Raw genomic sequence first — 26,809 nt, 5'->3', positions numbered from 1 at the left:
GCAGTACGCCGGACGGCGGCCAGGCCGCGCGCTCCGGCGCATCTATTAAATCCGCACCCGGCGACGGCGAGCCGCCGGGCGAACGGGCTACTTGTTAAGCTCCGCGAGACTCAGCCAGGTCTGCACCACGGTATCCGGGTTCAGCGACAGGCTGTCGATCCCCTCCTCCATCAGCCAGGCGGCAAAGTCCTCATGATCCGACGGCCCCTGGCCGCAGATGCCAACGTATTTCCCCTGCTTCTTCGCCGCGCGGATCGCCATCGACAGCAGCGCTTTTACCGCCTCGTTGCGCTCGTCAAACAGCTCGGAGACCACGCCAGAGTCGCGATCCAGCCCCAGCGCCAGCTGGGTCATGTCGTTCGAGCCGATGGAGAAGCCGTCGAAGTGCTCCAGGAACTGCTCCGCCAGCAGGGCGTTAGAGGGGATTTCACACATCATAATGATCTTCAGCCCGTTCTCGCCGCGCTTCAGCCCCTGACGCGCCAGCTCCTCAACCACCGCCTTCGCCTGCTCTACGGTGCGGACGAACGGGATCATGATCTCCACGTTGGTCAGCCCCATCTCGTTACGCACCCGCTTCACCGCCTCGCACTCCAGGGCGAAGCAGTCGCGGAAGCTGTCGGAGACGTAGCGCCCGGCACCGCGGAAACCGAGCATCGGGTTCTCTTCATCCGGCTCATAGCGTTCGCCGCCCACCAGGTTGGCATACTCGTTGGATTTGAAGTCCGACAGGCGGACAATTACCCGCTTCGGATAGAAGGCCGCGCCCAGGGTGGCGATGCCTTCGGTCAGGCGTCCGACGTAGAATTCGCGCGGCGAATCGAAGCCCTTCATCATTTCGCGGATTTCGTTCTGCAGCGCCGCGTCCTGATCGTCAAACTCCAGCAGCGCGCGCGGGTGAACACCGATCGTGCGGTTAATAATAAACTCCAGCCGCGCCAGGCCGACGCCCTCGTTGGGCAGACAGGCGAAGTCAAAAGCGCGATCCGGGTTACCGACGTTCATCATCACCTTCAGCGGCAGATCCGGCATAGTGTCAACGCTGGAGCTTTTCACGCTGAAGTCGAGCAGGTCGGCGTAGACGTAGCCGGTGTCACCTTCGGCGCAGGAGACGGTGACCTTATCGCCGTCCTTCATGCGCTCGGTGGCATCGCCGCAGCCCACCACCGCCGGGATCCCCAGCTCGCGGGCGATGATCGCCGCATGGCAGGTGCGTCCGCCGCGGTTGGTGACGATCGCCGCCGCTTTCTTCATGATCGGCTCCCAGTCCGGGTCGGTCATGTCAGTTACCAGCACGTCGCCCGGCTCAATGCGGTTCATTTCGCCGATATCGTGGATCACCTTCACTACCCCCGCGCCGATACGATGGCCGATCGCCCGCCCTTCTGCGACGATCCGCCCCTGGGCGTGCAGGGTGTAGCGCTCCATCACCTGCCCGCGGGAGCGGACGGTTTCCGGACGCGCCTGGACGATAAACAGCTCGCCGGTATGGCCATCCTTCGCCCATTCGATATCCATCGGACGCCCGTAGTGTTGCTCAATCAGCACCGCCTGCTTCGCCAGCGCCTGCACCTCCTCGTTACTCAGCGAGAACTGGTCGCGGCTCGCCTGGGGAACGTCCTCAATTTTTACCTGCTTGCCGTGCTCCCGGGACGACGCATAGACCATACGGATCTTCTTCGACCCCATGGTGCGGCGCACGATTGCCGGGCGATTGGCCGCGAGGGTCGGCTTGTGCACGTAGAACTCGTCCGGGTTGACCGCCCCCTGCACCACCATCTCGCCCAGCCCCCACGCCGAGGTGATAAAGACCACCTGGTCGAAGCCGGACTCGGTATCAATGGAGAACATTACGCCCGACGAGGCAAGGTCGGAACGCACCATCCGCTGCACGCCGGCTGAGAGCGCGACGCCCCGGTGATCGTAGCCCTGATGCACGCGATAGGAGATGGCGCGGTCGTTAAACAGCGAGGCAAAAACATGCTTCACCGCCACCAGCACGGCCTCAAAGCCCTGCACGTTGAGGAAGGTTTCCTGCTGCCCGGCAAAGGAGGCGTCCGGCATATCTTCCGCCGTGGCGGAAGAGCGTACGGCGAAGGAGGCCCGGTCGTCGTCTGCACAGAGCTGCGCCCAGGCGTCGCGAATGGCGTTTTCCAGCTCCGGCTGGAAAGGAGTGTCGATAATCCACTGGCGGATCTGCGCGCCTGCCTTCGCCAGCTGCGAAACATCGTCAATATCCGTTTTATCCAGCAGTTCATAAATGCGCTGGTTTACGCCGCTCTGATCGAGGAACTGATTAAACGCATCGGCGGTGGTGGCAAAACCGTTCGGCACGGATACGCCCGAGCCGGAAAGGTTAGTAATCATTTCACCCAGGGAGGCATTTTTGCCTCCAACTCTGTCTACATCATTCATGCCGAGTTGGTTATACCAAAGCACCAGAGGTGACGAGCCATTGTTGGACATCGAACAATCCTTTTTAGATAAATGAATGAGTTCAGAAACACATGATTGCCTATTTATCCTGGCATAGTTAACCATTCAAAAAAAACAGTGAATCGTTCAAGCAACTTTATTTTTTTATTTTTTAAGATTGCTTGCTATTTTGCGCCAGCCCGCAGATGGCGCGGGGTTTCCACAAGAAAAAGCGGTATATACCCGTCATACTTCAGGTTGCATATGCGTTGGCTTTATTCGTCCCTGGGGCCTCATCCTGAAGGGCCGCCGCCAGCGGCGTTCAAATCAGCTAAGCTGATTTGCCCTCGCTCACCCCGGTCACTTACTCCAGTAAACTCCCGGGGACTAATGAGAAACATCCCTGTCTCTCATCAGAGGCAGTCGGGGGCTGTTCAAAACGCGCTGCGTTTTGTCCTGCAACTCGAATTATTTAGGGTATAAAGCGCCGCAATTAAAAATGGAATACCTTTTTCATAAATAATAAAAATAGCGTTTCATTTTACAAAAATAGAGTAAAAATATACGCTTTCGACCCATTTTAATTTATGCTTTCAGAGAATTAACTGCCATACAGGATCACCAAAATGGATAATGCCGCCGATCGCCACGTATTTTATATTTCCGATGGCACCGCCATTACCGCTGAAGTTTTAGGCCACGCGGTAATGTCGCAGTTTCCGGTCACGATAAGCAGCTTTACGCTGCCGTTCGTGGAAAATGAGCACCGCGCTCGCGCTGTAAAAGAGCAGATCGACGCTATCTTCCAGCAGACCGGCATACGCCCGCTGGTCTTTTACTCCATTGTACAGCCCGAGGTCCGCGCCATCATTTTGCAAAGCGAAGGGTTCTGCCAGGACATCGTGCAGGCGCTGGTGGCCCCGCTGCAGCAGGAGCTACAGCTCGAACCGACCCCTGTTACCCACCGCACCCACGGTCTGAATCCCGGCAACCTTAATAAATACGACGCGCGCATCGCGGCCATCGACTATACCCTTGCCCACGACGACGGCATTTCGTTACGCAACCTCGATCGGGCGCAGGTGATCCTGCTGGGGGTCTCGCGCTGCGGCAAAACCCCCACCAGCCTCTACCTGGCGATGCAGTTTGGCATCCGGGCGGCCAACTATCCGTTTATCGCCGATGATATGGACAACCTGACGCTTCCTGCCTCGCTCAAGCCGCTGCAGCATAAGCTGTTTGGCCTGACCATCGATCCCGAGCGGCTGGCGGCGATCCGCGAGGAGCGGCGGGAGAACAGCCGCTATGCCTCCCTGCGCCAGTGCCGGATGGAGGTGGCGGAAGTGGAAGCGTTGTACCGGAAAAATCAGATCCCCTGGCTGAACAGCACCAACTATTCCGTTGAAGAGATTGCCACTAAAATCCTCGACATCATGGGGCTTAACCGCAGAATGTATCAATAAACTAGTTCATGAGTTCATTTCTTTGCTATCATGCCGCTCTGCCGTGAGGGCCAGACACCCTGCCCGGAGCCAGCAGAAGCCAGCAGGTACTCACCCCGCAGCGGGCGACAGCGTTGTTAAAAACGAATGTGGCCCGCCTTCGGCAACCGGACGATAAAGTGTGATATTGTGATCTCCATCACTTCCCGGTAGTCCTGCCGCTGAAGTAACACATTTCTGAGAAGAGTCATGAACAGAACCGACGAACTGCGTACCGCGCGTATAGACAGCCTGGTTACGCCCGCAGAACTGGCGCTACGCCATCCCGTAACGCCCTCTATTTCCCGCCATGTCACCGACGCCCGCCGGCGAATTGAAAACATACTCCGCGGTGAAGATCGCCGCCTGCTGGCGATAGTCGGCCCCTGCTCAATTCACGATCCCGACGCCGCCATCGACTACGCCACGCGCCTGCGGGCGCTGCGTGAAAAGCACCGGTCGCGACTGGAAATCGTTATGCGCACCTATTTTGAGAAGCCGCGCACCGTGGTGGGCTGGAAAGGGCTGATTTCCGATCCGGATCTCAACGGCAGTTGCCGCGTGAATCACGGCCTTGCCCTGGCCCGCCACCTGCTGCTGCGGATCAACGCGCTGGGGCTGCCTACCGCCACTGAGTTTCTCGATATGGTGACCGGTCAGTTTATTGCCGACCTGATTAGCTGGGGGGCGGTGGGCGCGCGCACTACCGAAAGCCAGATCCATCGCGAGATGGCCTCCGCGCTCTCCTGCCCGGTGGGCTTTAAAAACGGCACCGACGGAAACACGCGGATCGCCGTTGACGCGATCCGCGCCGCCAGGGCCAGCCATACGTTCATCTCACCGGATAAGAGCGGCCGGATGACTATCTATCAGACCCGGGGTAATCCTTTTGGCCACATCATTATGCGCGGCGGCAAAAGCCCGAACTACCAGGCTGATGATATCGCCGCGGCCTGCGGCGCGCTGCGCGAATTTGCGCTACCGGAACATCTGGTGGTGGACTTCAGCCACGGCAACTGCCAGAAACAGCATCGCCGCCAGCTGGAGGTGTGCGACGACGTTTGCCAACAGATCCGCAGCGGCTCTGGCTCCATCGTCGGCATCATGGCCGAAAGCTTTCTGCACGAAGGGGCGCAGAAACTCACCGACGGCCAGCCGCTGACGTACGGCCAGTCAGTTACCGACCCCTGCCTGAGCTGGGAGGACACCGGGCTGCTGCTGGACAAACTCGCCGCTGCGGTGGACAGCCGCTTCTGAAAACCGACGCCCATTCCCACGGGGATGGGCGCTCTCTGATTCAGCAGCAAAAAAGCGCCCCCCTCTTCCGTACGTCGTATCGACAGCCAGGCGCTGCCCGGTAATGAAGGCAAAGTGATTATCGATCGTCACGGTCATCAGTACCTGCTGCGCCAGACCCAGGCCGGCAAGCTGCTGCTCATCAAATAAGCGATGCCGAAGCCTGACCGACGCGATAATCGGTTAACTGGAGCAGCTGACCGCCAGCCGTTTCCCCCACTCCGGCGGACGACTGACGTAGTCATCGTCCCGCTCGCTAAAAGGCGTGCGCAGCGCGTCGTGCAGCCGGTGTAGCTCACCCATATCTCCTTTTTCTGCGGCGCTTATCGCCCGCTGCGCCAGCCAGTTGCGCAGCACTATCGCCGGATTAACGCCCTGCATCTGCAGCCGCCGCTGCGCGTCATCGGTCTGCTCCTCCTGACGCAGGCGCGCCCGATAGCGGGCAAACCAGGCGTCAAAGGCAGCGCGATCGAGAAACTCATCGCGCAACGGCGAGGCGACGCTCTCCCGCTCCGTCAGGCTCAGCAGACGGAAAGTGCGGGTGTAATCGCTGCCCTCACGCGCCATCAGGCTGAACAGCTCGTTAAGCAGCGCGTTATCGTCCTTTTGTGCCAGGCCAAGCCCCAGCTTCTGTCGCATACGCTGGCCATAGCAGGCCAGCAGCCCGCTCTGATAGCTGTCCAGCGCGTCGTTAAGCTCGTCGACGGTAAGAAGCGACGACAGGGTCTGGGCCAGCCGCTGCAGATTCCACAGCCCGACCGCAGGCTGATTCGTAAAGCTGTAGCGCCCCTGATAGTCGGAATGGTTGCAAATAAAGTCCGGCTGGTAGTCATCGAGAAACCCAAACGGGCCGTAGTCGAGGGTAAGCCCGACGACCGACATGTTATCGGTATTCATTACGCCGTGGGCAAAGCCGACGCTCTGCCAGCTGGCGATCAGCGCGGCCGTGCGCGCAACGACCTCCCGAAACCAGAGGCGATATTTATCACGTTCGTTCTGCAGCTGCGGCCAGTAATGGCGGATGGCAAAGTCTGCAAGCTGACGCACTTTATCCGGCTCGCCCCGATAATAGAAATGTTCGAAATGGCCGAAGCGCATATGGCTTTGCGCCAGCCGCATCAGCATCGCCCCCGGCTCTGTGGTTTCGCGACTGACCGGCGTGTCGCTGGTTACCATTGCCAGCGCGCGGGTTGTCGGAATACCCAGCCCATGCATTGCTTCAGAGGCCAGGCTTTCGCGAATCGTCGAACGCAGCACCGCCCGGCCGTCGCCCATTCGCGAATAAGGGGTCAGTCCGGCTCCCTTCAGATGCCAGTCAAGGGTGGTGCCGTCGGCAAGCAGCTGTTCCCCCAGCAGAAGACCGCGCCCGTCGCCAAGCTGGCCGGCCCAGACGCCAAACTGATGCCCGCTGTAGACCTGCGCCAGCGGGGACATGCCGGGAAGCAGCGCCTCCCCGCCCCAGACCCCGGCCCCCTTTTCCACGCTAAACAGCGCTGGTGGAAGATCAAGCCGCTGCGCCAGCGATTCGTTATGCCAGACGATCCGCGTATTTTGCAGCGGGTCAGGCATTACGGCGCTCCAGCTGTCCGGCAGTTCATCGCGCCAGCGGGTGGTAAAGGTCGGGATCATAAGGTCTCCTGATGTCGGCTGCGCGCCCTGCGGATTGCCCGCGCCGCGGGCAATCCGCAGGAGCTACCGGGACTGAATGCGCGCAAAGCGGCGCGATGAGGGGCCAGCGTGCCCCAACCCAGTGTAGACGCTTTCTGAAACCGTAAACACCCGCAGACCGCGCGGTTACTCCTGGACCAGTGCGGTGACCTGACCTGGCGGAACGGGCGGCCAGAGGCAGCCCTGCATTGCAGCAAAGCCACAGCCGCTGACCCGCGCCAGCATTGCCTCGCTATCAATACCGGCAATCATCACCGATTCACAGCAGGGGGAAACCTGCGTCAGAATAGCCCGCATAAACGGTTCAAAGGATGGGCTGGCAGCACGGCGCTGCACGAAATTTTTGTCCAGTACGACACGTTTAAAAAGGCCGTCGAAAATCGCTTTTGTCGAACTGTCACCGGCACCAAAATTTGCCAGAATTAGCGGAAACTGAGCGGCTAATAGCGCCAGCGCAGGTTCCTCTTTTCCCTTATTTAGATCGGGATAATCTTCATTAATCAGCAGTTCAAGAAATGGAAATCTTCTGATTCGGCAAACGCTGGCGGCATCGTTTATTAATATTTGGGCGACCTGTGGTGATAAATAAATCCAGGCAATAAGTTTATGTTGAATAAAGAAGTGCTGACACTTTTCGAGCTGCGCCAGTTTTTCTTCAAACAGCTGGTACTGCTCCGCCGGCGAAAGGCGGGGCAGTACCAGCTCCGTAGGAATGCGTACGGTGCCATCTGCGCTGACAAAGTTAGCAATAATTTCCAGACCAATAAGTTTTCTTTGCGCGCTGCGCAGCGGAAGAAAACAGAGGTCGGAATGATAAATATCATTTAGTAAAATATTCATCTCGCCAGCCCTGTCGTCCGGGAATGATACGGCACAGTGTTATACAGGACGCAGGTGTCCGTCTTAATTGATATTATTTGTGGTTCGTTCATCTTGTCCTTTTAAATCACGGGGCACCTGAACTCTTTTTTTAGCTTATCCTGATTATAATCCCTTATCCAGTTTTGTTCTTATTTTGGCAATATTTCAGAATATGACTCTGTCACCGGAAGCTTACAGTGCCGTAAGTCGGTTTTAAGCCGGACGTTTCCGACGGTGCCACGACGACAAATATTTCCGGTGATATCCCCCGCCTTTTCTGCGCTAAAGCCGCCTCGCCTGCCAGAAATTTTTCCGCCAGTAGACGTTGTTCAGCGACGATCGCATCACGCCGCGGCTGGTTGAGGCGTGAATAAACTGGCTGTGCGTATCGTAGATCCCGACGTGCAGGCCGTTCTGGCCCGAGCCGGTTTTGAAAAACACCAGATCGCCGGGGAGCAGCTGATCTTTATCGATCTGCGTGCCGATTTTCGCCTGCTGGCGCGTTTCGCGGGGCAGCTGCAGCGCAAAGCGGTCGCGCATGGTGATGAGTACAAAGCCGGAACAGTCCACGCCGCTTCGGCTCAGGCCGCCGTAGCGGTACGGGGTGCCCCGCCAGGCGTGAAGCTGATCGTTCAGACCGGCGATAACGGCGACAGAGTCCGCCAGCCGGGGGTTGGGCGGCGGTGCCCGATGGTGGCTGCATCCTGCCAATAACAGGGCGATAAAAAGAAGGAACCAGACGCGCATCCGGAGAGGTCCTCTGTTCTGATATTTAAAATTTGGCGCTAATTTTAGCGGATACTCATTGTGTTACGCCACTTAAGCGGTAGAAATGAGCATCCGGTGCCCTTCTATATCAAGACGACGAAAGTTCAGGCCGTAGGCGCGCGCCAGGTTGGGCGGCGTCAGCACCGCTTCACAGGGGCCGCTGGCGAGCAGCGTTCCCTGCTTTAACAGCCAGGCCTGCTGCGCATGACGCAGAGTATGGTTGAGATCGTGGCTGCTCATCACGACGGCAATTCCCTGGCGGCACAGGGCGGCCAGGAGGCCGTCAAGCGCGTTTTGCTGCGCCACGTCGAGGCTATTCATCGGCTCATCCAGCAGCAGCAGCTGACCGTGGGGGTTAGCCTGCGGGGTAATTTGCAAAATCACCGCCGCCAGGCGCACGCGCTGCCATTCACCTCCGGAAAGCTGTGTGGCGTTACGTCCAAGCTTGTCGCCCAGCCCCAGCGCTTCCGCCACCTCGTTCAGCAAGCCGGTGCGCGATTTGTCGCCCTGGTGCAGCGCCAGGAAGTGCCATACCGGCATGGCGAAGGGCGGGTTCTGCTGCTGCGCCAGGTATGCCCGATGCCGGGCCAGTTTCGCGGCGGGCCACTTCTCCAGCGGCGTCCCGGCGAACGCGACCCGCCCGGGGCCGACGGTCAGCCCCGCCATGCGCGCCAGCAGCGTACTTTTACCGGCACCGTTGGGGCCGACGAGGTGAAGCATTTCTCCGGCGCGAACCTCGCCGGACAGCGGGCCAAGCCGGGTTAACTCCGCAACGTCCTGTAACTGCATCAGTGGTATCATTCTTTAGCCAGTGCGAGCTTTATGCTTTCCATAACGATCGGATCTTCAGGCGTCATATCCGGGGAAAACCGCTGGATCACTCTGCCGTCTCTGCCGATCAAAAATTTTTCAAAATTCCACAAGATATCGTCCGGGTAGAGCGGCGCGCGACCTTTACTGACCAGACGCTGATAAAAACCGCTCTTCTCCGGCGCTACCGCCGTCGGCGCGGCGGCAATCAGCTTCCGGTACAGAGGATGTCGCCCTTCGCCGTTGACCTCCGTCTTGCTGAACATCGGGAACGTCACGCCCCACTCCGTTGTGCAGTACGTTTTGATCTCCGCCTCGCTGCCCGGCTCCTGGCCGAGAAACTGGTTACAGGGAAAACCCAGCACGATAAATCCACGATCCGCCCAGGCTTTCTGAATATTCTCCAGTTGCTCATACTGCGGGGTCAGGCCGCATTTTGAGGCCACGTTCACCACCAGCAGCACGTTGCCGGCGTATTTTTCAAGGGTGATGACATCGCCGTCAATTGTCGTCACTTCGGTGTTAAGCACTGAATCTTGCATAGCGTCTCCCGGGTCGTAGGTCATTAACATATCGGCCAGCCGTCGAACAGCGGCGTCGCCTCTTCCGCCTGCGTTTAATCATAGACCGGCTTTGCCCGGCTAGCGTCCGGCTTTCACCAGCAGCCAGATGAAAACGGGCGCACCCAGCGTGGCGGTGACGACGCCGATGGGCAGCTCCGCCGAGGCCAGCGCCAGACGGGCAATCACGTCGGCCAGCAGCAGCGCCATCGCCCCCGCCAGCGCGCAGCCTGGCAGCAGCACCCGGTGGTCGGTTAAGCCGCACAGCCGCAGGATGTGTGGGATCACCAGGCCAATAAAGCCAATCGCCCCGGCCAGGGCGACGCTGACGCCAACCATCCAGCCGGTCGCCACGACCAGCAGGTTGCGCCAGAACCACAGAGGCAGCCCCAGCTGTCGCGCCGAAGTCTCTCCCAGCGCCAGCATGTTCATTGCCCGGGACTGACAGCATAGCCAGACTGGCACCGGAATCAGCGCCGCCATCAGCCAGCCCTGGCTCCAGTCCACGCCGCCAAATCCTCCCATCATCCAGTACATCAGCTGGCGCAGATCGAAGGAGGTAGAAAAATAGATTGCCCATGTCATCATGGCGCTGCAGATAATCCCCAGCGCCACCCCCGCCAGCAGCAGGCGGCTGTTCGACAGATGCTGGCGGGCAAAGCGCAGCAGGATCAGGGTGATCGTCAGCGCGCCGGCGATGGCGCACAGCCCCAGCGCCCAGCCGGGGAGCTGACCGCGCCCCAACAGCACGGCGGCAATCAGCCCTACTCCGGCACCGTTGGAGACCCCGAGCAGCCCCGGCTCGGCCAGCGGATTCTCAAACAACGCCTGCATCACCGCGCCGGAGAGCGCCAGCGCCGCCCCCACCAGCAGGACGGCCAGGGTGCGCGGCAGACGAATTTGCCAGACAAACAGCTCGCCGCTCGGGCTAAACCACTCCGCAGGGCCGATCCAGCGATCGCCAACGCACAGGCTGAAAAGAAAGGTCAGCAGCAGCATTACCGACAGGCTCAGGAGCCAGCGCACGTTTTGGCGCTGTTGTTGGCGGGCATACGTCAGCATAGTTTCCGTTTCGCTGAAAAAAGGTGGCGTTGATTTTACGGTGCCGGCGCGGCGCAGAAAAGGAAAAAGGCCGCGAAGCGGCCTTTTTAGTTATACCCGTCATACTTCAAATTACACTTGCGTTAACTGCCTGACACCCTGATTCATCCTTGAGCCTCGCCCTTTTGGGAGATGGCCTGGCAGCGTGCAAACCGCTCCCTGACCGTTTTGTCACGCATATAGCACGTATGCTATGAAGATCGGTGAGGGACATGGCTGTCCCTCTGCAAAGGTAGTCTGCGGCTGAGCAAATTCGTTGCTGACGAATTTGTCGTTCGCTTACCGCCTTCACACAACCTTTACACAACGCGAAATGACGAAGGGTATAGATCGGATCACTCTTCTTTAGGCGAAGCGTTTTCAACCCGACTTTTTAGCTTCTGCCCGGGTCTGAAGGTCACCACACGCCGTGCTGTAATGGGAATATCCTCGCCCGTTTTCGGGTTACGTCCCGGACGTTGATTCTTATCACGCAGATCGAAGTTACCAAAACCAGAGAGTTTCACCTGCTCGCCGTTTTCCAGAGCGCGACGGATCTCTTCGAAAAACAGCTCGACCAGTTCTTTGGCATCCCGCTTGCTAAGCCCAAGCTTATCAAACAGATATTCTGACATTTCAGCTTTTGTAAGCGCCATAGGTTCAATCCCTCAATGATGCCTGGAATCGCTCTTTTAATGCCTCTACACATTTGGCAACGGTAGCGGCAATCTCCTCTTCTTCGAGTGTACGGTTGGTATCCTGAAGGAGCAGGCTGATAGCGAGGCTCTTATAACCCTCCGCAACACCCTTACCGCGGTACACGTCAAATAAGTTTACGCCAACTATCTGATTTGCGCCAACTTTCTTACATACGGTTAAAATATCCGCTGCCGGGACGTTTTCAGCAACCACCACGGCGATGTCGCGACGGTTCGCCGGGAAGCGGGACACCTCCTGCGCCTGGGGCACAGCGCGCTCTGCCAGCTTGTTCCACTCAAGCTCAAAGACCAGCGTGCGGCCGTTCAGATCGAGCTTACGCTCCAGCTCCGGGTGAACCACCCCGATAAAGCCAATGCATTCATCCTGCAGGTAAATCGCCGCCGACTGCCCCGGATGCAGCGCGGGGTTGGCCTGTGCGACGAACCGCACGTCGTCGAGCCTGCCGGTCAACTCAAGCACCGATTCCAGATCGCCCTTCAAATCATAGAAATCAACGCTCTCTTTTGCCAGGTTCCAGTGCTCATCATGACGGCTGCCGCAGATAGCCCCGGCCAGCATCACATCCTGGCGAATGCCCAGACTGGCCTGGCTGTCCGGAACAAAGCGCAGGCCGCTTTCAAAAATGCGCACGCGGCTCTGCTGACGGTTCTGGTTGTAAACCACCGTCGACAGCAGCCCGGTCCATAGCGACAGCCGCATCGCCGACATCTCAACGGAGATGGGGCTTGGCAGAAGCAGCGCCTCCGCGCCTGGATGGAGCAGCTGCTGCACTTTGGGATCCACAAAGCTGTAGGTAATCACCTCCTGATAGCCTTTGTCGTTGAGCAGGGTTTTTACCCGCTTCAGGGACAGGTCGGCTTCACGATGGCTGCCCATGATCAGGCCAGCCTGCACGGGTTCATCAGGAATGTTGTTATAGCCGTAAACGCGGGCCACCTCTTCGACCAGATCCTCTTCAATCTCCATGTCGAAACGCCAGCTTGGCGCGACGGCCTGCCATTCATCCTGGCCTTCGGTCACGTCACAGCCCAGGCGACGCAGGATGTCGCTTACCTGCTCGTCGGCGATATGATGGCCGATCAGCCGATCCAGCTTGCTGCGGCGTAGCGTAATGGTGGCGCGCTTCGGCAGCGTCGATTTATTCGTTACGTCGACGATAGGGCCCGCCTCACCGCCGCAAATATCGATCAGCAGCCGGGTGGCGCGCTCCATCGCTTTGTACTGCAGGGCCGGATCGACGCCGCGCTCATAGCGGTGAGAGGCGTCGGTATGCAGGCCGTGACGGCGGGCGCGGCCGGTGATGGCGAGCGGGCTGAAGAACGCACACTCCAGCAGAACATTTTGCGTTTCAGCGTTGACGCCGGAGTGCTCACCGCCGAAGATGCCGCCCATCGCCAGCGCTTTGGTATGGTCAGCAATCACCAGCGTATCGGCGTTCAGTTTTGCTTCCGTTCCGTCCAGCAGCACCAGCGTTTCGCCCTCTTTCGCCATCCGCACGTTGATGCCGCCGTCAATGCGATCTTTATCGAAAGCGTGCATCGGCTGACCCAGCTCAAGCAGCACGTAGTTGGTCACGTCCACCACCGCGTCGATGGAGCGGATACCGCAACGGCGCAGCTTCTCTTTCATCCACAGCGGCGTCGGTGCGCTCACGTCGATGCCCTTCACCACCCGGCCCAGATAGCGCGGACAGGCCTCGACGGCCTCAACCTGAATGGGCAGAGTATCGTTGATGGTCGCGGTGACCGGCACAATCTCCGGCTCCACCAGCGGCGCTTTATTCAATACCGCCACATCGCGGGCAATGCCGATAATCCCTAAGCAATCGGCGCGGTTCGGCGTGACGCTGATTTCGATGGTGTTATCGTTAAGCTGCAGGTAGTCGCGAATATCCGTCCCCACCGGCGCATCGGCAGGCAGTTCAATAATCCCGTTGTGATCGTCGGAAATGCCCAGCTCGGAGAAGGAGCACAGCATTCCTTCCGACGGCTCGCCGCGCAGCTTAGCCGCTTTAATTTTGAAATCACCCGGCAGGACCGCGCCGATGGTCGCAACGGCGACCTTCAGCCCCTGACGGCAGTTCGGCGCGCCGCAGACGATATCCAGCAGGCGCTCGCCACCAACGTTCACTTTTGTCACCCGCAGCTTGTCGGCGTTCGGGTGCCGGGCGCACTCCATAACTTCACCGACGACCACGCCGTTAAATTCACCGGCCACCGCCTCGATGCCGTCCACTTCCAGACCGGCCATAGTGATTTGATTGCACAGCGCGTCGCTATCGATAGCCGGGTTCACCCACTCGCGTAACCACAGTTCACTGAATTTCATTATTTTTTCCTGCCTTTATTTAAACTGTTTAAGGAAACGCAGATCGTTTTCGAAGAATGAGCGCAGGTCGGTCACGCCATAGCGCAGCATGGTCAGACGCTCCATGCCCATCCCGAATGCGAAACCGGAATAGATTTCCGGATCGATACCAACATTGCGCAGCACGTTTGGATGCACCATCCCACAGCCCAGCACCTCCAGCCATTTACCGTTCTTCCCCATCACGTCCACTTCCGCAGAAGGCTCTGTAAACGGGAAGTAGGAAGGACGGAAGCGAATCTGCAGATCTTCTTCAAAGAAGTTGCGCAGAAAGTCGTGCAGCGTGCCCTTCAGGTTGGTAAAGCTGATGTTTGTATCAACGATCAGCCCTTCCATCTGGTGGAACATTGGGGTGTGGGTCTGATCGTAGTCGTTACGATAGACGCGACCCGGCGCGATGATGCGGATCGGCGGCTGCTGGGCCTTCATGGTACGGATCTGCACGCCCGACGTCTGGGTGCGCAGCAGGCGGGTGGCGTCAAACCAGAAGGTGTCATGATCCGCCCGGGCCGGGTGATGGCCCGGAATATTCAGGGCGTCGAAGTTGTGGTAATCGTCTTCAATTTCCGGACCGGTCGCCACGGTAAAGCCAAGCTCGCCAAAAAAGCTCTCGATACGATCGATGGTACGGGTTACCGGATGCAGACCGCCGTTTTCAATGCGGCGGCCGGGGAGCGAAATATCGAGGGTTTCCGCCGCCAGGCGCGCGTTCAACGCCGCGTTTTCCAGATCGGCTTTACGGGCGTTCAGCGCCTGCTGCACCTGCTCTTTCGCTTCGTTGATGACCGCGCCGGCCGCCGGGCGTTCTTCCGGCGGCAGTTCGCGCAGGGTCGTCATCTGCAGGGTCAAATGCCCTTTCTTACCCAAATATTCGACGCGGACAGTATCTAACGCGGCAACATCTGACGCCTGGTTAATGGCCGCCTTCGCGCTGGCAACCAGCTCTGCGAGATGTGACATGGTTTTCCTCATTGTGTCGGTGAAGACACCGGTTCGTTGGACTTAGAAGCTATCCCATCAGGTATCGTTGGACGGGCGGTCTGAACATGAACAACGCACAGCAACCGGAGCGTACAGCGAGTACGTGAGGGTGACTTGCGAAGCTCCCCCCCGAAGGGGCCGTCCTTACGGACGTTCAAAACGCGATGCGTTTTGCGCGAGCGCTGCCTGGGTTCAAAGAGCACGTAAACCAGCCTGGTGGGATAGCCTCTTAATTTTTATTGTGCTGTACAACACCCTACGCTATGTCGTTCAAATGGCTGGAAAACGGTACATGACCGCAGCCAACGCCTCTTATACGACAAGTAAAAAAAAGCCTCCGCTTGGGAGGCTTTAGGGCGCTGTTTTCCGTTTCTTTTCTCACGCGCTTGCCCCCTGGAGTCAGGTGCTAAAGTAAAAAAAGAAACGGAAAATAGCAGCGTTCATGCTTGCGTTACCTTGTGTGGTAAAACCGGTTAACCGTTATTGAAAAGGGTTATGAATGAATTGTCAACCTGATGATTAAACGACAATAAAAGAGAGGGAGCCAGGCTCCCTCTTTTTACCGGCTTATGCCAGAGCTGCTTTCGCTTTTTCGACCAGCGCGGTAAACGCAACTTTGTCGAATACGGCGATATCAGCCAGGATCTTACGGTCGATTTCAACAGAGGCTTTTTTCAGGCCGTTGATGAATTTGCTGTAAGAAATACCGTTCTGACGTGCTGCCGCGTTGATACGCGCAATCCACAGTTGACGGAACTGACGCTTACGCTGACGGCGGTCACGATAAGCGTACTGACCTGCTTTGATAACGGCCTGGAAGGCAACGCGGTAGACGCGAGAACGCGCACCGTAGTAGCCTTTGGCTTGTTTCAAAATTTTCTTGTGACGTGCGCGTGCAATTACACCACGTTTTACGCGAGCCATATTGCTCTCCTGTATCTATTCTGATTTGCCCTGCGCTTTCCCCTCTTCGCGGCGGCGACCGCCTGGCGGCAAGGTGAAAACGAACGGGCGTTAAAAGTTAAATTCGTTAACGGCTTATGCGTACGGCAGGCACGCGATAACCAGACCCAGATCGCCTTTAGAAACCATGGCTTTCGGGCGCAGGTGACGTTTACGTTTGGTCGCTTTTTTAGTCAGAATGTGACGCAGGTTAGCGTGCTTATGCTTAAAGCCACCTTTACCGGTTTTTTTGAAGCGCTTAGCAGCACCGCGTACGGTCTTAATTTTTGGCATTTTTTAACTTCCACTTCGCATTGTTAATAAACGAAACAAAGGCGAACAAAACCGGCGGGCCGAAACCCACCGGCAGCGTTACTTGATGGCCTTATTGTTTCTTCTTAGGAGCAAGCACCATGATCATCTGACGGCCTTCGATCTTCGACGGGAAGGATTCGACCACTGCCAGCTCTTGCAAATCGTCTTTCACGCGGTTAAGCACTTCCATACCGATTTGCTGGTGGGCCATCTCACGACCGCGGAAACGCAGCGTGATCTTGGCCTTATCGCCCTCTTCAAGAAAGCGAATCAGGCTGCGGAGTTTTACCTGATAGTCGCCTTCATCGGTGCCAGGACGGAATTTAATTTCCTTAACCTGGATAACTTTTTGCTTTTTCTTCTGTTCCTTAGAAGATTTACTCTTTTCATAGAGGAATTTGCCGTAGTCCATTATACGACAAACCGGCGGCTCGGCGTTAGGGCTGATTTCGACTAAGTCTACTCCGGCTTCTTCAGCTTTTTCCAGAGCTTCTCTCAGACTCACAATACCAAGCTGCTCGCCTTCCAGACCTGTTAAGCGAACTTCCTGGGCGCGAATTTCGCCATTGATACGGTTAGGACGCGCCGTTTGAACTCGTTTTCCGCCTTTAATACCTTATTCCTCCAGTTGTTGAAGACTGCGGCTGCGAATCTCTTGTTGCAGCTTTTCGATCGCTTCATTTACGTCCATGCTACCGAGGTCTTTACCACGGCGGGTGCGAACGGCAACTTTGCCTGCTTCCACCTCTTTGTCACCACAGACCAGCATATAAGGGACGCGACGTAAAGTGTGCTCGCGGATTTTAAAGCCAATCTTCTCATTTCTCAAGTCTGCTTTTACCCGAATGCCCGCATTTTGTAGTTTCTGCGTCAATTCGTTAACGTATTCAGACTGCGAATCGGTAATGTTCATCACCACTACCTGAACCGGTGCCAGCCAGGTCGGGAAGAAACCGGCGAACTCTTCGGTCAGGATGCCGATGAAGCGCTCCATTGATCCGAGAATCGCACGGTGAATCATTACCGGCACCTGGCGCTCGTTGTTTTCGCCCACATAGGAGGCACCTAAACGAGACGGCAGGGAGAAGTCCAGCTGTACCGTACCGCACTGCCATGCACGATCGAGGCAGTCATACAGGGTAAATTCAATTTTCGGACCGTAGAATGCACCTTCACCCAGCTGATACTCAAACGGGATGTTGTTTTCTTCCAGCGCAACCGCCAGATCCGCCTCAGCACGGTCCCACATTTCATCGCTGCCGATTCGTTTTTCCGGGCGAGTGGATAATTTGACGACGATTTTCTCGAAGCCAAAGGTGCTGTACATATCGTAGACCATACGGATGCAGGCGTTAACCTCATCACGAATTTGCTCTTCGGTACAGAAGATATGCGCATCGTCCTGGGTGAAGCCGCGCACGCGCATCAGGCCGTGCAGCGCGCCCGACGGCTCGTTGCGGTGGCAGCTGCCGAACTCCGCCATTCGCAGCGGCAGATCGCGGTAGGACTTCAGCCCCTGGTTAAAGATCTGAACGTGGCCCGGGCAGTTCATCGGCTTGATGCAATATTCACGGTTCTCAGAAGAGGTGGTGAACATGGCATCCTTATAGTTTTCCCAGTGGCCGGTTTTTTCCCACAGCACCCGGTCCATCATAAACGGACCCTTCACTTCCTGATACTGATACTCCTTCAGCTTGGAGCGTACAAAAACCTCCAGCTCGCGGAAAATAGTCCAGCCGTCGTTATGCCAGAACACCATGCCCGGCGCTTCTTCCTGCATATGATACAGGTCAAGCTGCTTGCCGATTTTACGATGGTCGCGCTTTGCCGCCTCTTCCAGACGCTTCAGGTAGGCCGCGAGGGATTTCTTATCCGCCCACGCCGTACCGTAAATACGCTGCAGCATTTTGTTGTTGCTGTCGCCGCGCCAGTACGCTCCGGCAATTTTCATCAGCTTGAAGTGATGGCAAAAGCGCATATTCGGCACGTGGGGACCGCGACACATGTCAACGTACTCTTCATGATGATACAGACCGGGCCGGTCATCATGGGAAATGTTTTCGTCAAGAATGGTGACTTTATAAGTCTCGCCGCGCTTGACGAAGGTTTCACGCGCTTCGTGCCAGCTGACTTTTTTCTTAATGACGTCGTAATTTGTCTCAGCGAGCTCATGCATTCGCTTTTCGAGCGCGTCGATATCTTCCTGAGTCAGCGTGCGATCGAGATCGACGTCGTAATAAAAACCATTGTCGATAACCGGGCCAATCGCCATTTTAGTGTTCGGCCAGAGCTGCTTGATGGCATGTCCCAACAGATGCGCGCAGGAGTGGCGGATGATCTCCAGCCCCTCTTCGTCTTTCGCGGTAATAAGGGAGAGCGTCGCGTCCTGTTCGATCAAATCGGAAGCATCAGTCAGTTCACCGTTTACACGGCCGGCGATGGTGGCCTTCGCCAGTCCTGGTCCAATGTCCAGCGCAACATCCATCGGGCTGACAGCATGGTCGTAATGGCGTTGGCTGCCATCAGGAAGAGTAATAACGGGCATGTTATGTCCTTATTTGCAGTGGTGACCCATACGCGAGATCACATACAAAATAGCGTTTGTTGTTTTACAAGAAATTGCGCGGCCATCTAACCAACAATTGTTAAATTGGTACACAATCTGTCACACAAATGAAAGGCCGCTCGCGGCGCACTTCATCTGGTACAGAGATGGTAACACCAATAAAAGGGTGGATGCACCCTTCCGTTTCACTTTGCGCCATATCGCAAAACGTTTCCTTCCATTTGTGAAGGCGACGGCCCGCCGCCTCCACGGCTTATTCTGAGAATACCGCCGCATCCAGACAGGCATTATCGATCAATAGCCTGAGCGGTGTTAAACTGCCCTCTTCCCAGCACTCACGTTGTCTCTTAATGTTAAAATTATTTGCTAAGTATATGTCCGTTGGCGTTGTTAACACGCTCATTCACTGGGTGGTGTTTGCCGTATGCGTCTATGGCCTGCACACTCGCCAGGCGCTGGCAAATTTCACTGGCTTTGTGATTGCCGTTTCATTCAGTTTTTTTGCCAACGCTAAGTTCACGTTTAAGGCTTCAACCACCCCCCTGCGTTACCTGTTCTACGTCGGCTTTATGGGGACGCTGAGCGTAGCCGTGGGTTGGGCCGCCGACAACTCGGGCCTGGCTCCCCTTGTCACGCCGATCGTTTTTTCTGCGATCAGCCTGGTGTGCGGATTCATCTACTCCAGGTTTATTATCTTCAGGGATGCAAAATGAAAATCTCATTAGTCGTTCCGGTCTTCAATGAAGAGGCCGCCCTGCCCATTTTCTATAAAACGGTTCGCGAGTCTGAAGCGCTCAGGCAGTATGAGATTGAGATAGTTTTTATCAACGACGGCAGCAAAGACGCCACCGAGTCTATTATCAACGCGCTGGCCGTAGCCGATCCGCTGGTGATGCTTCTGTCCTTTACCCGTAACTTTGGCAAGGAGCCGGCGCTGTTTGCCGGGCTGGACCATGCCACGGGCGACGCCGTCATTCCTATCGACGTTGACCTGCAGGACCCCGTTGACGTCATTCCGCAGCTCATTGAAAAATGGCAGGCCGGCGCAGATATGGTGCTGGCTAAACGCGCGGATCGCTCAGCGGACAGCCGGTTGAAGCGTAAAACCGCAGAGTGGTTTTACACGCTGCACAATAAAATCAGCACCCCTAAGATTGAAGAAAACGTCGGTGATTTCCGGCTGATGTCGAGAGAAATCGTTGAAAATATCAAAAAAATGCCTGAACGAAACCTGTTTATGAAAGGCATATTAAGCTGGGTCGGCGGCAGAACGGACGTGGTGGAATATACCCGCGCTGAACGAGTGGCGGGTGATTCTAAATTTAACGGCTGGAAGCTATGGAATCTGGCCCTGGAGGGCATCACCAGCTTTTCTACCTTCCCGCTGCGCATGTGGACCTATATCGGTCTGCTGGTTGCCGGCCTGGCGTTTCTGTACGGCGCATGGATGATTCTCGACACCCTGGCGTTTGGCAACCCGGTGCGCGGCTACCCCTCGCTGCTCGTCTCCATACTTTTTCTTGGCGGTATTCAGCTTATCGGAATTGGCGTATTGGGGGAGTATATAGGACGTATCTATATTGAAAGCAAAAAGAGGCCTAAATATCTTCTTAAAGATAAGCGCCGGTAATTAAAAGGACAATCAGCCTTAATAGTAAACCGGTCCTCGCCCTGCCCTTCAGGGCCTGGACAGCACCCGCACAAAACGCATCGCATTTTGAACGCCCGTAAAGTCGGCCCCCGGGAAAGCCTCGCGGGCTAAGCTCATGTACCGGGTGTACAGCCCGCGACAATTACGCCCGGTGAGCCTGACGATTAATAATTCGGAACGAATGATAGATAAAGGGGAATACGATCCTCAGCGCAGCCCGAACGCTTGTATAAAAAGACATCCAGAAGACAGACACATTACCTGAAACGTAACGAATTAACCCGCATATATAAGATAGCGCTACGGTTAAGTACCCACAGGCGTATATTTCTGGTTAACAAAAATCCGGCGGTGATTTTTATCAGATAATGAAACGTAACGGCGACTGGCACTATTCAGGACCATTCGCCGGCAACCAGATTATGAACATTAAACGCATCATTCATACTCTGCCCGGTGGAGAGCGAACCGGGAGCGATGTTAGAACCGGCTTCTACGTCAGAAGCGCGGGTAACGCCGGTCTGTCCGCTGCTATCGCCGGGAGTATGGGTGGCGGTTTCGGTAGCTAAAACTCCGAAGGAAAGTGCAGAAAGCACGATTGCCGTAGCGGCTGCCCTGGTATTTTTCATGGCTTTTCTTCTCTTAGCTGAATTGTTTTTTAGTGCGATGGCGTTTAATTGCCTGTGTTACACAGTGTAGATCTGGATCACACTTTTGCCCATACAAATTAATTCACGATTCGTGTCAAATAAATTGTATGAAGCGAAGAAAAAAGATGATGAAGAGAATAAGGAGAAACGTAGCATCCTGTATAAAAATAAAACGGCGATTGAAAAATAATAGCACGCAGAGTAAAAAAAAGCGCCAGACCGCAGCGGCGATCCGGCAGCTGACTACATTTTATAGCCTAAAGAGAGGGTTGTGCGTCGATCGGTATGCTCCGGCGCGGTCGAGGGCGGCTCCGCGTTCCAGGTCACGTTGTAAGCCACCTTCAGCCCGAAGTGCTCGTTAATTGCCACGTTCAGCGCCGTCTCAGAGTTAAGGGTGGCATCCTCAGCCCCCAGCATCGACACGCCCTGCGAAAATTTCGCATTGTCGGTCATCTGCCACGCCCATGCGCCGGAAGCGTAACCCAGCGGCTGCGTATCGGTCTCGTCGTTGGTGTACTCGTCATAGCGGACTCCCGGACCAAACTCAATGCGCAGGCTGTGCACGGGGCCGTTCATTAACTGCCGTCCATAACCTGCCGCCAGCACGTCGCGCGCGTGATAGCCGTTATAACGATCCGTCAGCCAACTTCCCTGGCCGAAGAGATAATCAGTGTCGGTCATGTTGTAGCGGCTACGTCCACCTGCGGCATATTTTTCCGAAGCGCGCTGGTTGTCAGAGGAGGTATTACTGGCGTTCCCCCACAGCGACCAGGCGGTGGTTTGCCCATACCAGGTCATCGTCGTGTCCGCCGTTAACGAGGTGCTTTGGGTGTTTCCCGACTGCGCAAGATATCCTGCATTCAGGCCGCCTTCGAAAGATTTTTTTGCGGTGGAAGGATCGTCCATAACGGTAAAAACAGAATCATCGGCGACCACACAGGTTGACGCAAGCACGCCTCCCACCAGCACGACGGCCGTGGGAATAGTCTTTAAGAGCTTCATTTATAAAGAGTCCGTACAACAAAAAAAAGAGACCGCTGCGGTCCCGGAACTTTCTTAAGGATCAATAACAAGCGATCCCTGAAAGGGAGCGAATTATAAAAAGGGGCGAATAACATAGCAATGAATTCCTGTTTCATTTTTTGAATAAGCGCGTGGTTAAAAGGATAAAATTTTATATATCCTTTGTTGACGCAAAATAAACAAAGACCCGGTGAATCATACTGTTATTCACTTTCCTTTCTCTGCGTTCGGTGCCAGGCTGAAATTATGCCGACAGGAGGAAAAGATGACCTGCATTTATACCTTAACCCTGGCCCCTTCGCTTGATAGCGCCACGACCACGCCGCAAATCTATCCTGAGGGTAAGCTTCGTTGCTCTTCCCCCGTTTTTGAACCCGGAGGCGGCGGCATTAACGTTGCCCGTGCCATTACCTTTCTCGGCGGCACGGCAACGGCGATTTTTCCGGCCGGCGGCGCAACAGGCGAACATCTTATCTCACTGCTGGCCGCGGAAAATGTACCCGTCGCCACCGTGGAAGCCAGGGACTGGACCCGACAGAATCTCCACGTTCACGTTGAGTCCAGCGGCGGACAATATCGCTTTGTTATGCCAGGTGCCGCGCTGAGCGACAACGAATTTCTTCAGCTGGAAAAAAAGGTGCTGGAAATCGAATCCGGCGCACTGCTGGTGATAAGCGGCAGCCTGCCGCCGGGCGTTGCCGTAGACAAACTCATGCGGCTTATTACCGCGGTCCGGCAGCGGGGCATTCGCTGCATTATCGACAGTTCAGGAGAGGCGCTGGCAACGGCGCTGACCGTTGGCGGCATGGAGCTGGTTAAGCCCAACCAGAAAGAGCTGAGCGCGCTGGTCAATCGCGAGCTGCTCCAGCCTGACGACGTCCGCGAGGCGGCGCAGTCGCTGATTGACAGCGGCAAGACCCGTCGCGTGGTGGTCTCTCTGGGTGCCCAGGGGGCGCTGGGCGTCGATAAAGACGGCTGTATCCAGGTCGTACCGCCGCCGGTAAAAAGTCAGAGCACGGTCGGAGCTGGTGACAGTATGGTGGGTGCAATGACCCTGAAGCTGGCACAGGAGGCTACGTTTGAGGAGATGGTCCGCTTTGGCGTAGCGGCCGGCAGCGCCGCCACCCTAAACAAGGGCACCCGCCTGTGCGCCGCTGGCGAAACGCAAAAAATTTATCGCTATCTTTCCCGCCCCCCCGAACCGGTCAGGCGCTAAAGCTCCGGAGAGGTTCGGGCCTTCTGACGCGGGGCTAATCCGGCATTAACGCTTCACGCGGCAGAGGCAGAGGCAGAGGCAGTAAGGATACGTGCCTTTCAGACAACCACGCGCCCGCGGTGTGCGTTACTTCGTGTTTTTTAACCGCAAAACTGCGCTAACCTTATGATCCGGCAGACAACATGGGGAGAAACATCATGTGGCAGGCTATTAGTCGTCTTTTAAACGAGCAAATCGGTGAAGGCGAAATCGAGCTGCGTAATGAACTGCCCGGCGGAGAGATCCATGCCGCATGGCACTTACGCTACGCGGGACGCGATTTTTTCGTCAAATGCGATGAGCGAGAGCGCCTTCCCGGCTTCACGGCAGAGGCCGATCAGCTGGAGCTGCTCTCCCGCAGCAAAACGGTCACCGTGCCTGCGGTGCGGGCTGTCGGTGCGGATCGGGACTACAGCTTTCTGGTGCTGGACTATCTCCCTCCCCGTCCGCTGGATGCCCATAACGCCTTTCTGCTGGGGCAACAGCTCGCCCGTTTACATCAGTGGAGCGATCAGCCGCAGTTCGGCCTCGACTTTGACAACGCGCTTTCCACCACCCCGCAGCCGAACGCCTGGCAGCGTCGCTGGTCGACTTTTTTTGCGGAGCAGCGCATCGGCTGGCAGCTGGAGCTGGCGGCGGAAAAGGGGATCGCCTTTGGCGATATCGACGCCATCGTGGATCAGGTACAGCAGCGGCTCGCCTCGCATCAGCCCCAGCCTTCGCTGCTTCACGGCGATCTGTGGTCGGCAAACTGCGCGCTTGGTCCGCAGGGGCCTTATATCTTCGATCCCGCCTGCTACTGGGGCGACCGGGAGTGCGATCTGGCGATGCTGCCGCTGCACGCCGACCAGCCCCCGCACCTCTATGACGGCTATCAGTCGGTTTCTCCACTGCCGCTTGATTTTCCCGAGCGGCAGCCTCTCTATCAGCTCTATACGCTGCTTAACCGGGCAAGGCTGTTCGGCGGTCAGCACCTGGTCATTGCGCAAAAGGCCATGGACAACGTGCTGGCGGCATAACCAACCCGTCCTGCACCTGCGCGAGTCGGCGGGTGCAGGCTTACAGAAAGCCTAACAGCGAAAAGAATAAGTATCCCAGCACGATAATAATTACCGGCAGAATATAGAGCGGGAAAATATGCAGGAAAAGAGTCCGATGGGGCACGACAATGCGCGACTCAAGCTGCTGGCGGGTCAGTCCGTCGCTGCCCTTCGCTTTTTCCAGAATAAGCTGATCCTCCACCCCTTCGCGCAAATAGCGCGCCTGACGGCTCATTCTGGCACCGGAATCCTGCATCGCCAGACCGATAAAGATCAGAATAAAAATCAGCCAGAACAGGATATTCAGGCCGTTCTGAAAATCGGGGGTCGGTGAATGATGCCAGAACAGGTTCAGGAAAGGCGTATTCACCCGCATCATATCGATCATGACATGGGTGAAGTCGAGCATAACCGCATTAATGCCGTCCTGCTTTTCGCTGTGCGCATACATAAACTTCAGGGCTGAAATCAGCGTGGAAATCAGTGCAGGAATAAAAATCACCCAACCAGCAATCCTTTTTAAAATGGCTATGCGTCCAGCCTGTTGATACGTCATGAGCTCCCCTTGATAAAGACGCCTTGTTTTGGCTAAGTCTACCTGCTGATTACCGTTTTCGCCCACTCTTTCACAACAATACGCGGGTCCGCTTTTCGGACTAAACCCAAAAACGCGCGCGTTTCGACGTGACGTTCCAGCGCTGTCGGGGGGGGGGCTGCACAGCCTGCGCCTTGAAACAGCGCGGCGATACACTCTAAATAATTCGAGTTGCAGGACAAAACGCGGCGCGTTTTGAACAGCCCCAGGGTTGGCCCTCAGGCCGAATCACGCGGCAAACGAGCGACAAATCTGCCCGGAGCAAATTTGAACGCCGCACAGCGGCGGCCCGTCAGGGCGAGTCTCATGGATGAAACGAGTAACCCGAAGCCAACACACATGCAACTTGAAGTATGACGGGTATAAATGCTTAATAACGGGCTTCAACGACCGCTAAGAAGAGGCTGTTATGGCAACACCGCGTCAAATCCTTGCTGCAATTTTCGATATGGACGGATTACTGATTGACTCTGAACCGCTGTGGGAGCAGGCCGAACGGGAAGTGCTGACCGCCACGGGCGTCGATACCAGCCGTCGGCACGAGCTTCCCGACACGCTGGGGCTGCGCATCGATCTGGTCGTCGACCTCTGGTACGCCCGGCAGCCGTGGAGCGGCCCGGACCGACAGGAGGTCACCCGCCGCATTCTGGCCCGGACAATGTCGCTGATTGAAGAGACCCGACCGCTGCTGGCAGGCGTACGCGAGGCGGTGGCGCTGTGCAAAACCCAGGGTCTGCGGGTTGGCCTGGCCTCCGCCTCGCCGCTGCCGATGCTGGAAAAAGTGCTGACCCTGTTCGATCTGCGCAGCCACTTTGACGCCCTCACCTCGGCGGAGAAGCTGGCATACAGCAAACCGCACCCGCAGGTGTACCTTGACTGCGCGGCAAAGCTGGGAGTCGATCCGTTAACCTGCGTAACGCTGGAAGACTCGGTTAACGGCATGGTGGCGACCAAAGCCGCGCGGATGCGCTCCATCGTGGTTCCGGCACGTGAAAACCGGCAGGATCCGCGTTATGCGCTGGCCGATGTCAGGCTCGCCTCATTAAGCGAGCTGACCGTCGCCCATCTGCGGGGCTAGCCGTAGCGGGCAGCCTTGCGCTACCCTTCGCCCTTTTCCATAAAAATAAAACTACATTTTACTTTTATGGAAGGCCGCTCCCGATTCATCTATCCTTCTGGCAGTACAAACAGCTCAGTAAAAACCGGAAAAAGTATGATTCTTGATGCATTTCATCTTGCGGGGAAGGTCGCCATCGTCACCGGATGCGATACCGGCCTTGCCCCGGACCTGAATGACCTCCAGCGACGCTCACGAACGGTTAAGGGACACAGCCTAATCAGAAGCTGCTGTTCTTCCTCTCCCAGGCCGTAGCGCGCCAGTTTCTGGCCCTGGGTGATGGCGGAAAAATTATCAATATCGCCTCGATGCTGTCGTTTCAGGGCGGTATTCGCGTCCCCTCTTATGCCGACTCCAGGAGCGGCATATTCGGGCTGACCCGCCTGCTGGCCGATGAATGGGCGCAAAAGTTAACACTATCGCGCCGGGCTATACGGCGACCGCTAGCACCCGGCAGCTGCGGGAAAATGCCGGTCGCCGGGTAACGCCGGAGGATCTGCAGAGGACGGTGGCTTTTCTCGCCTCGTCGGCCTCCGCCTATATCAACGGCCATACCATCGCCGTTGACGGCGGCTGGCGCGCTAAACGCGCAATATTGACAAAGAGTTACAACGTCACCACTTCCGCCAGCCTGGCAAAAATCCTATA

Annotated in this window: 25 protein-coding genes, 2 pseudogenes and 1 other annotated feature; of the genes and pseudogenes, 9 read left to right on the top strand and 18 right to left on the bottom strand. The window is 56.6% G+C overall.

The window, feature by feature from the left end:
- Window positions 1-87: 87 nt before the first annotated feature.
- Complete coding sequence (ppsA, locus tag GJV78_RS11675) at window positions 88-2,466, bottom strand: phosphoenolpyruvate synthase (protein WP_155108511.1); 2,379 nt, start codon at window positions 2,464-2,466, stop codon at window positions 88-90.
- Window positions 2,467-3,041: 575 nt separating this feature from the next.
- Between ppsA and ppsR the strand changes: the two genes are divergently transcribed.
- From ppsR to hemP, 3 genes and pseudogenes are all read left to right on the top strand, one after another.
- Window positions 3,042-3,878, top strand: a complete 837-nt coding sequence (gene ppsR, locus GJV78_RS11670; RefSeq protein WP_155108510.1) for a posphoenolpyruvate synthetase regulatory kinase/phosphorylase PpsR — start codon at window positions 3,042-3,044, stop codon at window positions 3,876-3,878.
- Window positions 3,879-4,106: 228 nt separating this feature from the next.
- Entirely contained in the window at window positions 4,107-5,153 is a 1,047-nt protein-coding gene (locus GJV78_RS11665) for a 3-deoxy-7-phosphoheptulonate synthase (RefSeq protein WP_155108509.1), read from the top strand.
- A gap of 60 nt (window positions 5,154-5,213) precedes the next feature.
- Window positions 5,214-5,342, top strand: a pseudogene (gene hemP, locus GJV78_RS11660) (hemin uptake protein HemP); the annotation flags it as partial.
- Window positions 5,343-5,375: 33 nt separating this feature from the next.
- On the opposite strand, the gene selO reads toward hemP, so the two are convergent.
- The 14 genes from selO to thrS form a co-directional block, all read right to left on the bottom strand.
- Window positions 5,376-6,821 (bottom strand): protein adenylyltransferase SelO, encoded by a 1,446-nt coding sequence (gene selO / locus GJV78_RS11655; protein WP_155108508.1) that lies wholly within the window; start codon window positions 6,819-6,821, stop codon window positions 5,376-5,378.
- Window positions 6,822-6,986: 165 nt separating this feature from the next.
- On the bottom strand, window positions 6,987-7,700 hold the full coding sequence (locus GJV78_RS11650) for an EAL domain-containing protein (protein ID WP_155108507.1): 714 nt from the start codon (window positions 7,698-7,700) through the stop codon (window positions 6,987-6,989).
- Window positions 7,701-8,003: 303 nt separating this feature from the next.
- On the bottom strand, window positions 8,004-8,468 hold the full coding sequence (locus tag GJV78_RS11645) for an NlpC/P60 family protein (protein ID WP_155108506.1): 465 nt from the start codon (window positions 8,466-8,468) through the stop codon (window positions 8,004-8,006).
- A 72-nt stretch (window positions 8,469-8,540) separates the two neighbouring features.
- Window positions 8,541-9,290, bottom strand: a complete 750-nt coding sequence (gene btuD / locus GJV78_RS11640; protein ID WP_155108505.1) for a vitamin B12 ABC transporter ATP-binding protein BtuD — start codon at window positions 9,288-9,290, stop codon at window positions 8,541-8,543.
- Entirely contained in the window at window positions 9,287-9,841 is a 555-nt protein-coding gene (locus tag GJV78_RS11635) for a glutathione peroxidase (protein ID WP_155108504.1), read from the bottom strand. The genes btuD and GJV78_RS11635 overlap by 4 nt, the downstream gene beginning before the upstream one ends.
- A gap of 99 nt (window positions 9,842-9,940) precedes the next feature.
- Window positions 9,941-10,921 (bottom strand): vitamin B12 ABC transporter permease BtuC, encoded by a 981-nt coding sequence (btuC, locus tag GJV78_RS11630; protein ID WP_155108503.1) that lies wholly within the window; start codon window positions 10,919-10,921, stop codon window positions 9,941-9,943.
- Between the two features lie 374 nt (window positions 10,922-11,295).
- Entirely contained in the window at window positions 11,296-11,595 is a 300-nt protein-coding gene (ihfA, locus tag GJV78_RS11625) for an integration host factor subunit alpha (RefSeq protein ID WP_001229266.1), read from the bottom strand.
- 4 nt (window positions 11,596-11,599) lie between these two features.
- Window positions 11,600-13,987 (bottom strand): phenylalanine--tRNA ligase subunit beta, encoded by a 2,388-nt coding sequence (gene pheT, locus GJV78_RS11620; RefSeq protein ID WP_155108502.1) that lies wholly within the window; start codon window positions 13,985-13,987, stop codon window positions 11,600-11,602.
- 15 nt (window positions 13,988-14,002) lie between these two features.
- Window positions 14,003-14,986 (bottom strand): phenylalanine--tRNA ligase subunit alpha, encoded by a 984-nt coding sequence (pheS, locus tag GJV78_RS11615; RefSeq protein ID WP_155108501.1) that lies wholly within the window; start codon window positions 14,984-14,986, stop codon window positions 14,003-14,005.
- A gap of 345 nt (window positions 14,987-15,331) precedes the next feature.
- Window positions 15,332-15,456 (bottom strand) — a sequence feature (Phe leader region).
- Complete coding sequence (pheM, locus tag GJV78_RS11610; protein WP_001386830.1) at window positions 15,407-15,451, bottom strand: pheST operon leader peptide PheM; 45 nt, start codon at window positions 15,449-15,451, stop codon at window positions 15,407-15,409. (Overlaps the previous feature by 45 nt.)
- A gap of 118 nt (window positions 15,457-15,574) precedes the next feature.
- Window positions 15,575-15,931, bottom strand: coding sequence for a 50S ribosomal protein L20 (gene rplT / locus GJV78_RS11605; RefSeq protein ID WP_000124850.1), 357 nt, complete (start codon window positions 15,929-15,931; stop codon window positions 15,575-15,577).
- A 114-nt stretch (window positions 15,932-16,045) separates the two neighbouring features.
- Entirely contained in the window at window positions 16,046-16,243 is a 198-nt protein-coding gene (rpmI, locus tag GJV78_RS11600) for a 50S ribosomal protein L35 (protein WP_001124225.1), read from the bottom strand.
- Window positions 16,244-16,334: 91 nt separating this feature from the next.
- Complete coding sequence (gene infC / locus GJV78_RS11595; RefSeq protein WP_167519525.1) at window positions 16,335-16,877, bottom strand: translation initiation factor IF-3; 543 nt, start codon at window positions 16,875-16,877, stop codon at window positions 16,335-16,337.
- 3 nt (window positions 16,878-16,880) lie between these two features.
- Window positions 16,881-18,809 carry a threonine--tRNA ligase gene (thrS, locus tag GJV78_RS11590; protein ID WP_155108500.1) on the bottom strand — a complete coding sequence of 643 codons (1,929 nt, stop codon included), beginning with the start codon at window positions 18,807-18,809 and terminating at the stop codon, window positions 16,881-16,883.
- 371 nt (window positions 18,810-19,180) lie between these two features.
- On the opposite strand from thrS, the gene GJV78_RS11585 reads away from it, so the two are divergent.
- Together GJV78_RS11585 and GJV78_RS11580 are read left to right on the top strand one after the other, a co-directional pair.
- Window positions 19,181-19,543 carry a GtrA family protein gene (locus tag GJV78_RS11585; protein WP_155108499.1) on the top strand — a complete coding sequence of 121 codons (363 nt, stop codon included), beginning with the start codon at window positions 19,181-19,183 and terminating at the stop codon, window positions 19,541-19,543.
- Window positions 19,540-20,460, top strand: a complete 921-nt coding sequence (locus tag GJV78_RS11580; RefSeq protein ID WP_155108498.1) for a glycosyltransferase family 2 protein — start codon at window positions 19,540-19,542, stop codon at window positions 20,458-20,460. The genes GJV78_RS11585 and GJV78_RS11580 overlap by 4 nt, the downstream gene beginning before the upstream one ends.
- A 416-nt stretch (window positions 20,461-20,876) precedes the next feature.
- Here GJV78_RS11580 and GJV78_RS11575 read toward each other — a convergent pair whose 3' ends face one another.
- Entirely contained in the window at window positions 20,877-21,110 is a 234-nt protein-coding gene (locus GJV78_RS11575; RefSeq protein ID WP_155108497.1) for a hypothetical protein, read from the bottom strand.
- A 264-nt stretch (window positions 21,111-21,374) separates the two neighbouring features.
- Window positions 21,375-22,133, bottom strand: a complete 759-nt coding sequence (locus GJV78_RS11570) for a DUF481 domain-containing protein (protein ID WP_155108496.1) — start codon at window positions 22,131-22,133, stop codon at window positions 21,375-21,377.
- A 286-nt stretch (window positions 22,134-22,419) separates the two neighbouring features.
- Between GJV78_RS11570 and pfkB the strand changes: the two genes are divergently transcribed.
- On the top strand, window positions 22,420-23,370 hold the full coding sequence (gene pfkB, locus GJV78_RS11565; protein ID WP_155108495.1) for a 6-phosphofructokinase II: 951 nt from the start codon (window positions 22,420-22,422) through the stop codon (window positions 23,368-23,370).
- A gap of 197 nt (window positions 23,371-23,567) precedes the next feature.
- A complete protein-coding gene (locus GJV78_RS11560; protein ID WP_155108494.1) occupies window positions 23,568-24,428 on the top strand; it encodes a fructosamine kinase family protein in 861 nt (286 codons plus the stop codon).
- Between the two features lie 40 nt (window positions 24,429-24,468).
- On the opposite strand, the gene GJV78_RS11555 is transcribed toward GJV78_RS11560, so the two are convergent.
- Complete coding sequence (locus GJV78_RS11555; protein ID WP_155108493.1) at window positions 24,469-25,005, bottom strand: YniB family protein; 537 nt, start codon at window positions 25,003-25,005, stop codon at window positions 24,469-24,471.
- Between the two features lie 448 nt (window positions 25,006-25,453).
- Between GJV78_RS11555 and hxpB the strand changes: the two genes are divergently transcribed.
- Entirely contained in the window at window positions 25,454-26,122 is a 669-nt protein-coding gene (hxpB, locus tag GJV78_RS11550) for a hexitol phosphatase HxpB (RefSeq protein WP_155108492.1), read from the top strand.
- 257 nt (window positions 26,123-26,379) lie between these two features.
- Window positions 26,380-26,747 (top strand): annotated as a pseudogene (locus tag GJV78_RS23605) (SDR family oxidoreductase); the annotation flags it as partial.
- Window positions 26,748-26,809 lie beyond the last annotated feature (62 nt).

The sequence above is a fragment of the Intestinirhabdus alba genome, assembly GCF_009711095.1.
Taxonomy (GTDB): Bacteria; Pseudomonadota; Gammaproteobacteria; order Enterobacterales; family Enterobacteriaceae; genus Intestinirhabdus; species Intestinirhabdus alba.
Note: the sequence above shows the minus strand (reverse complement) of the source record. Positions and strands in the feature narration are given on the sequence as shown.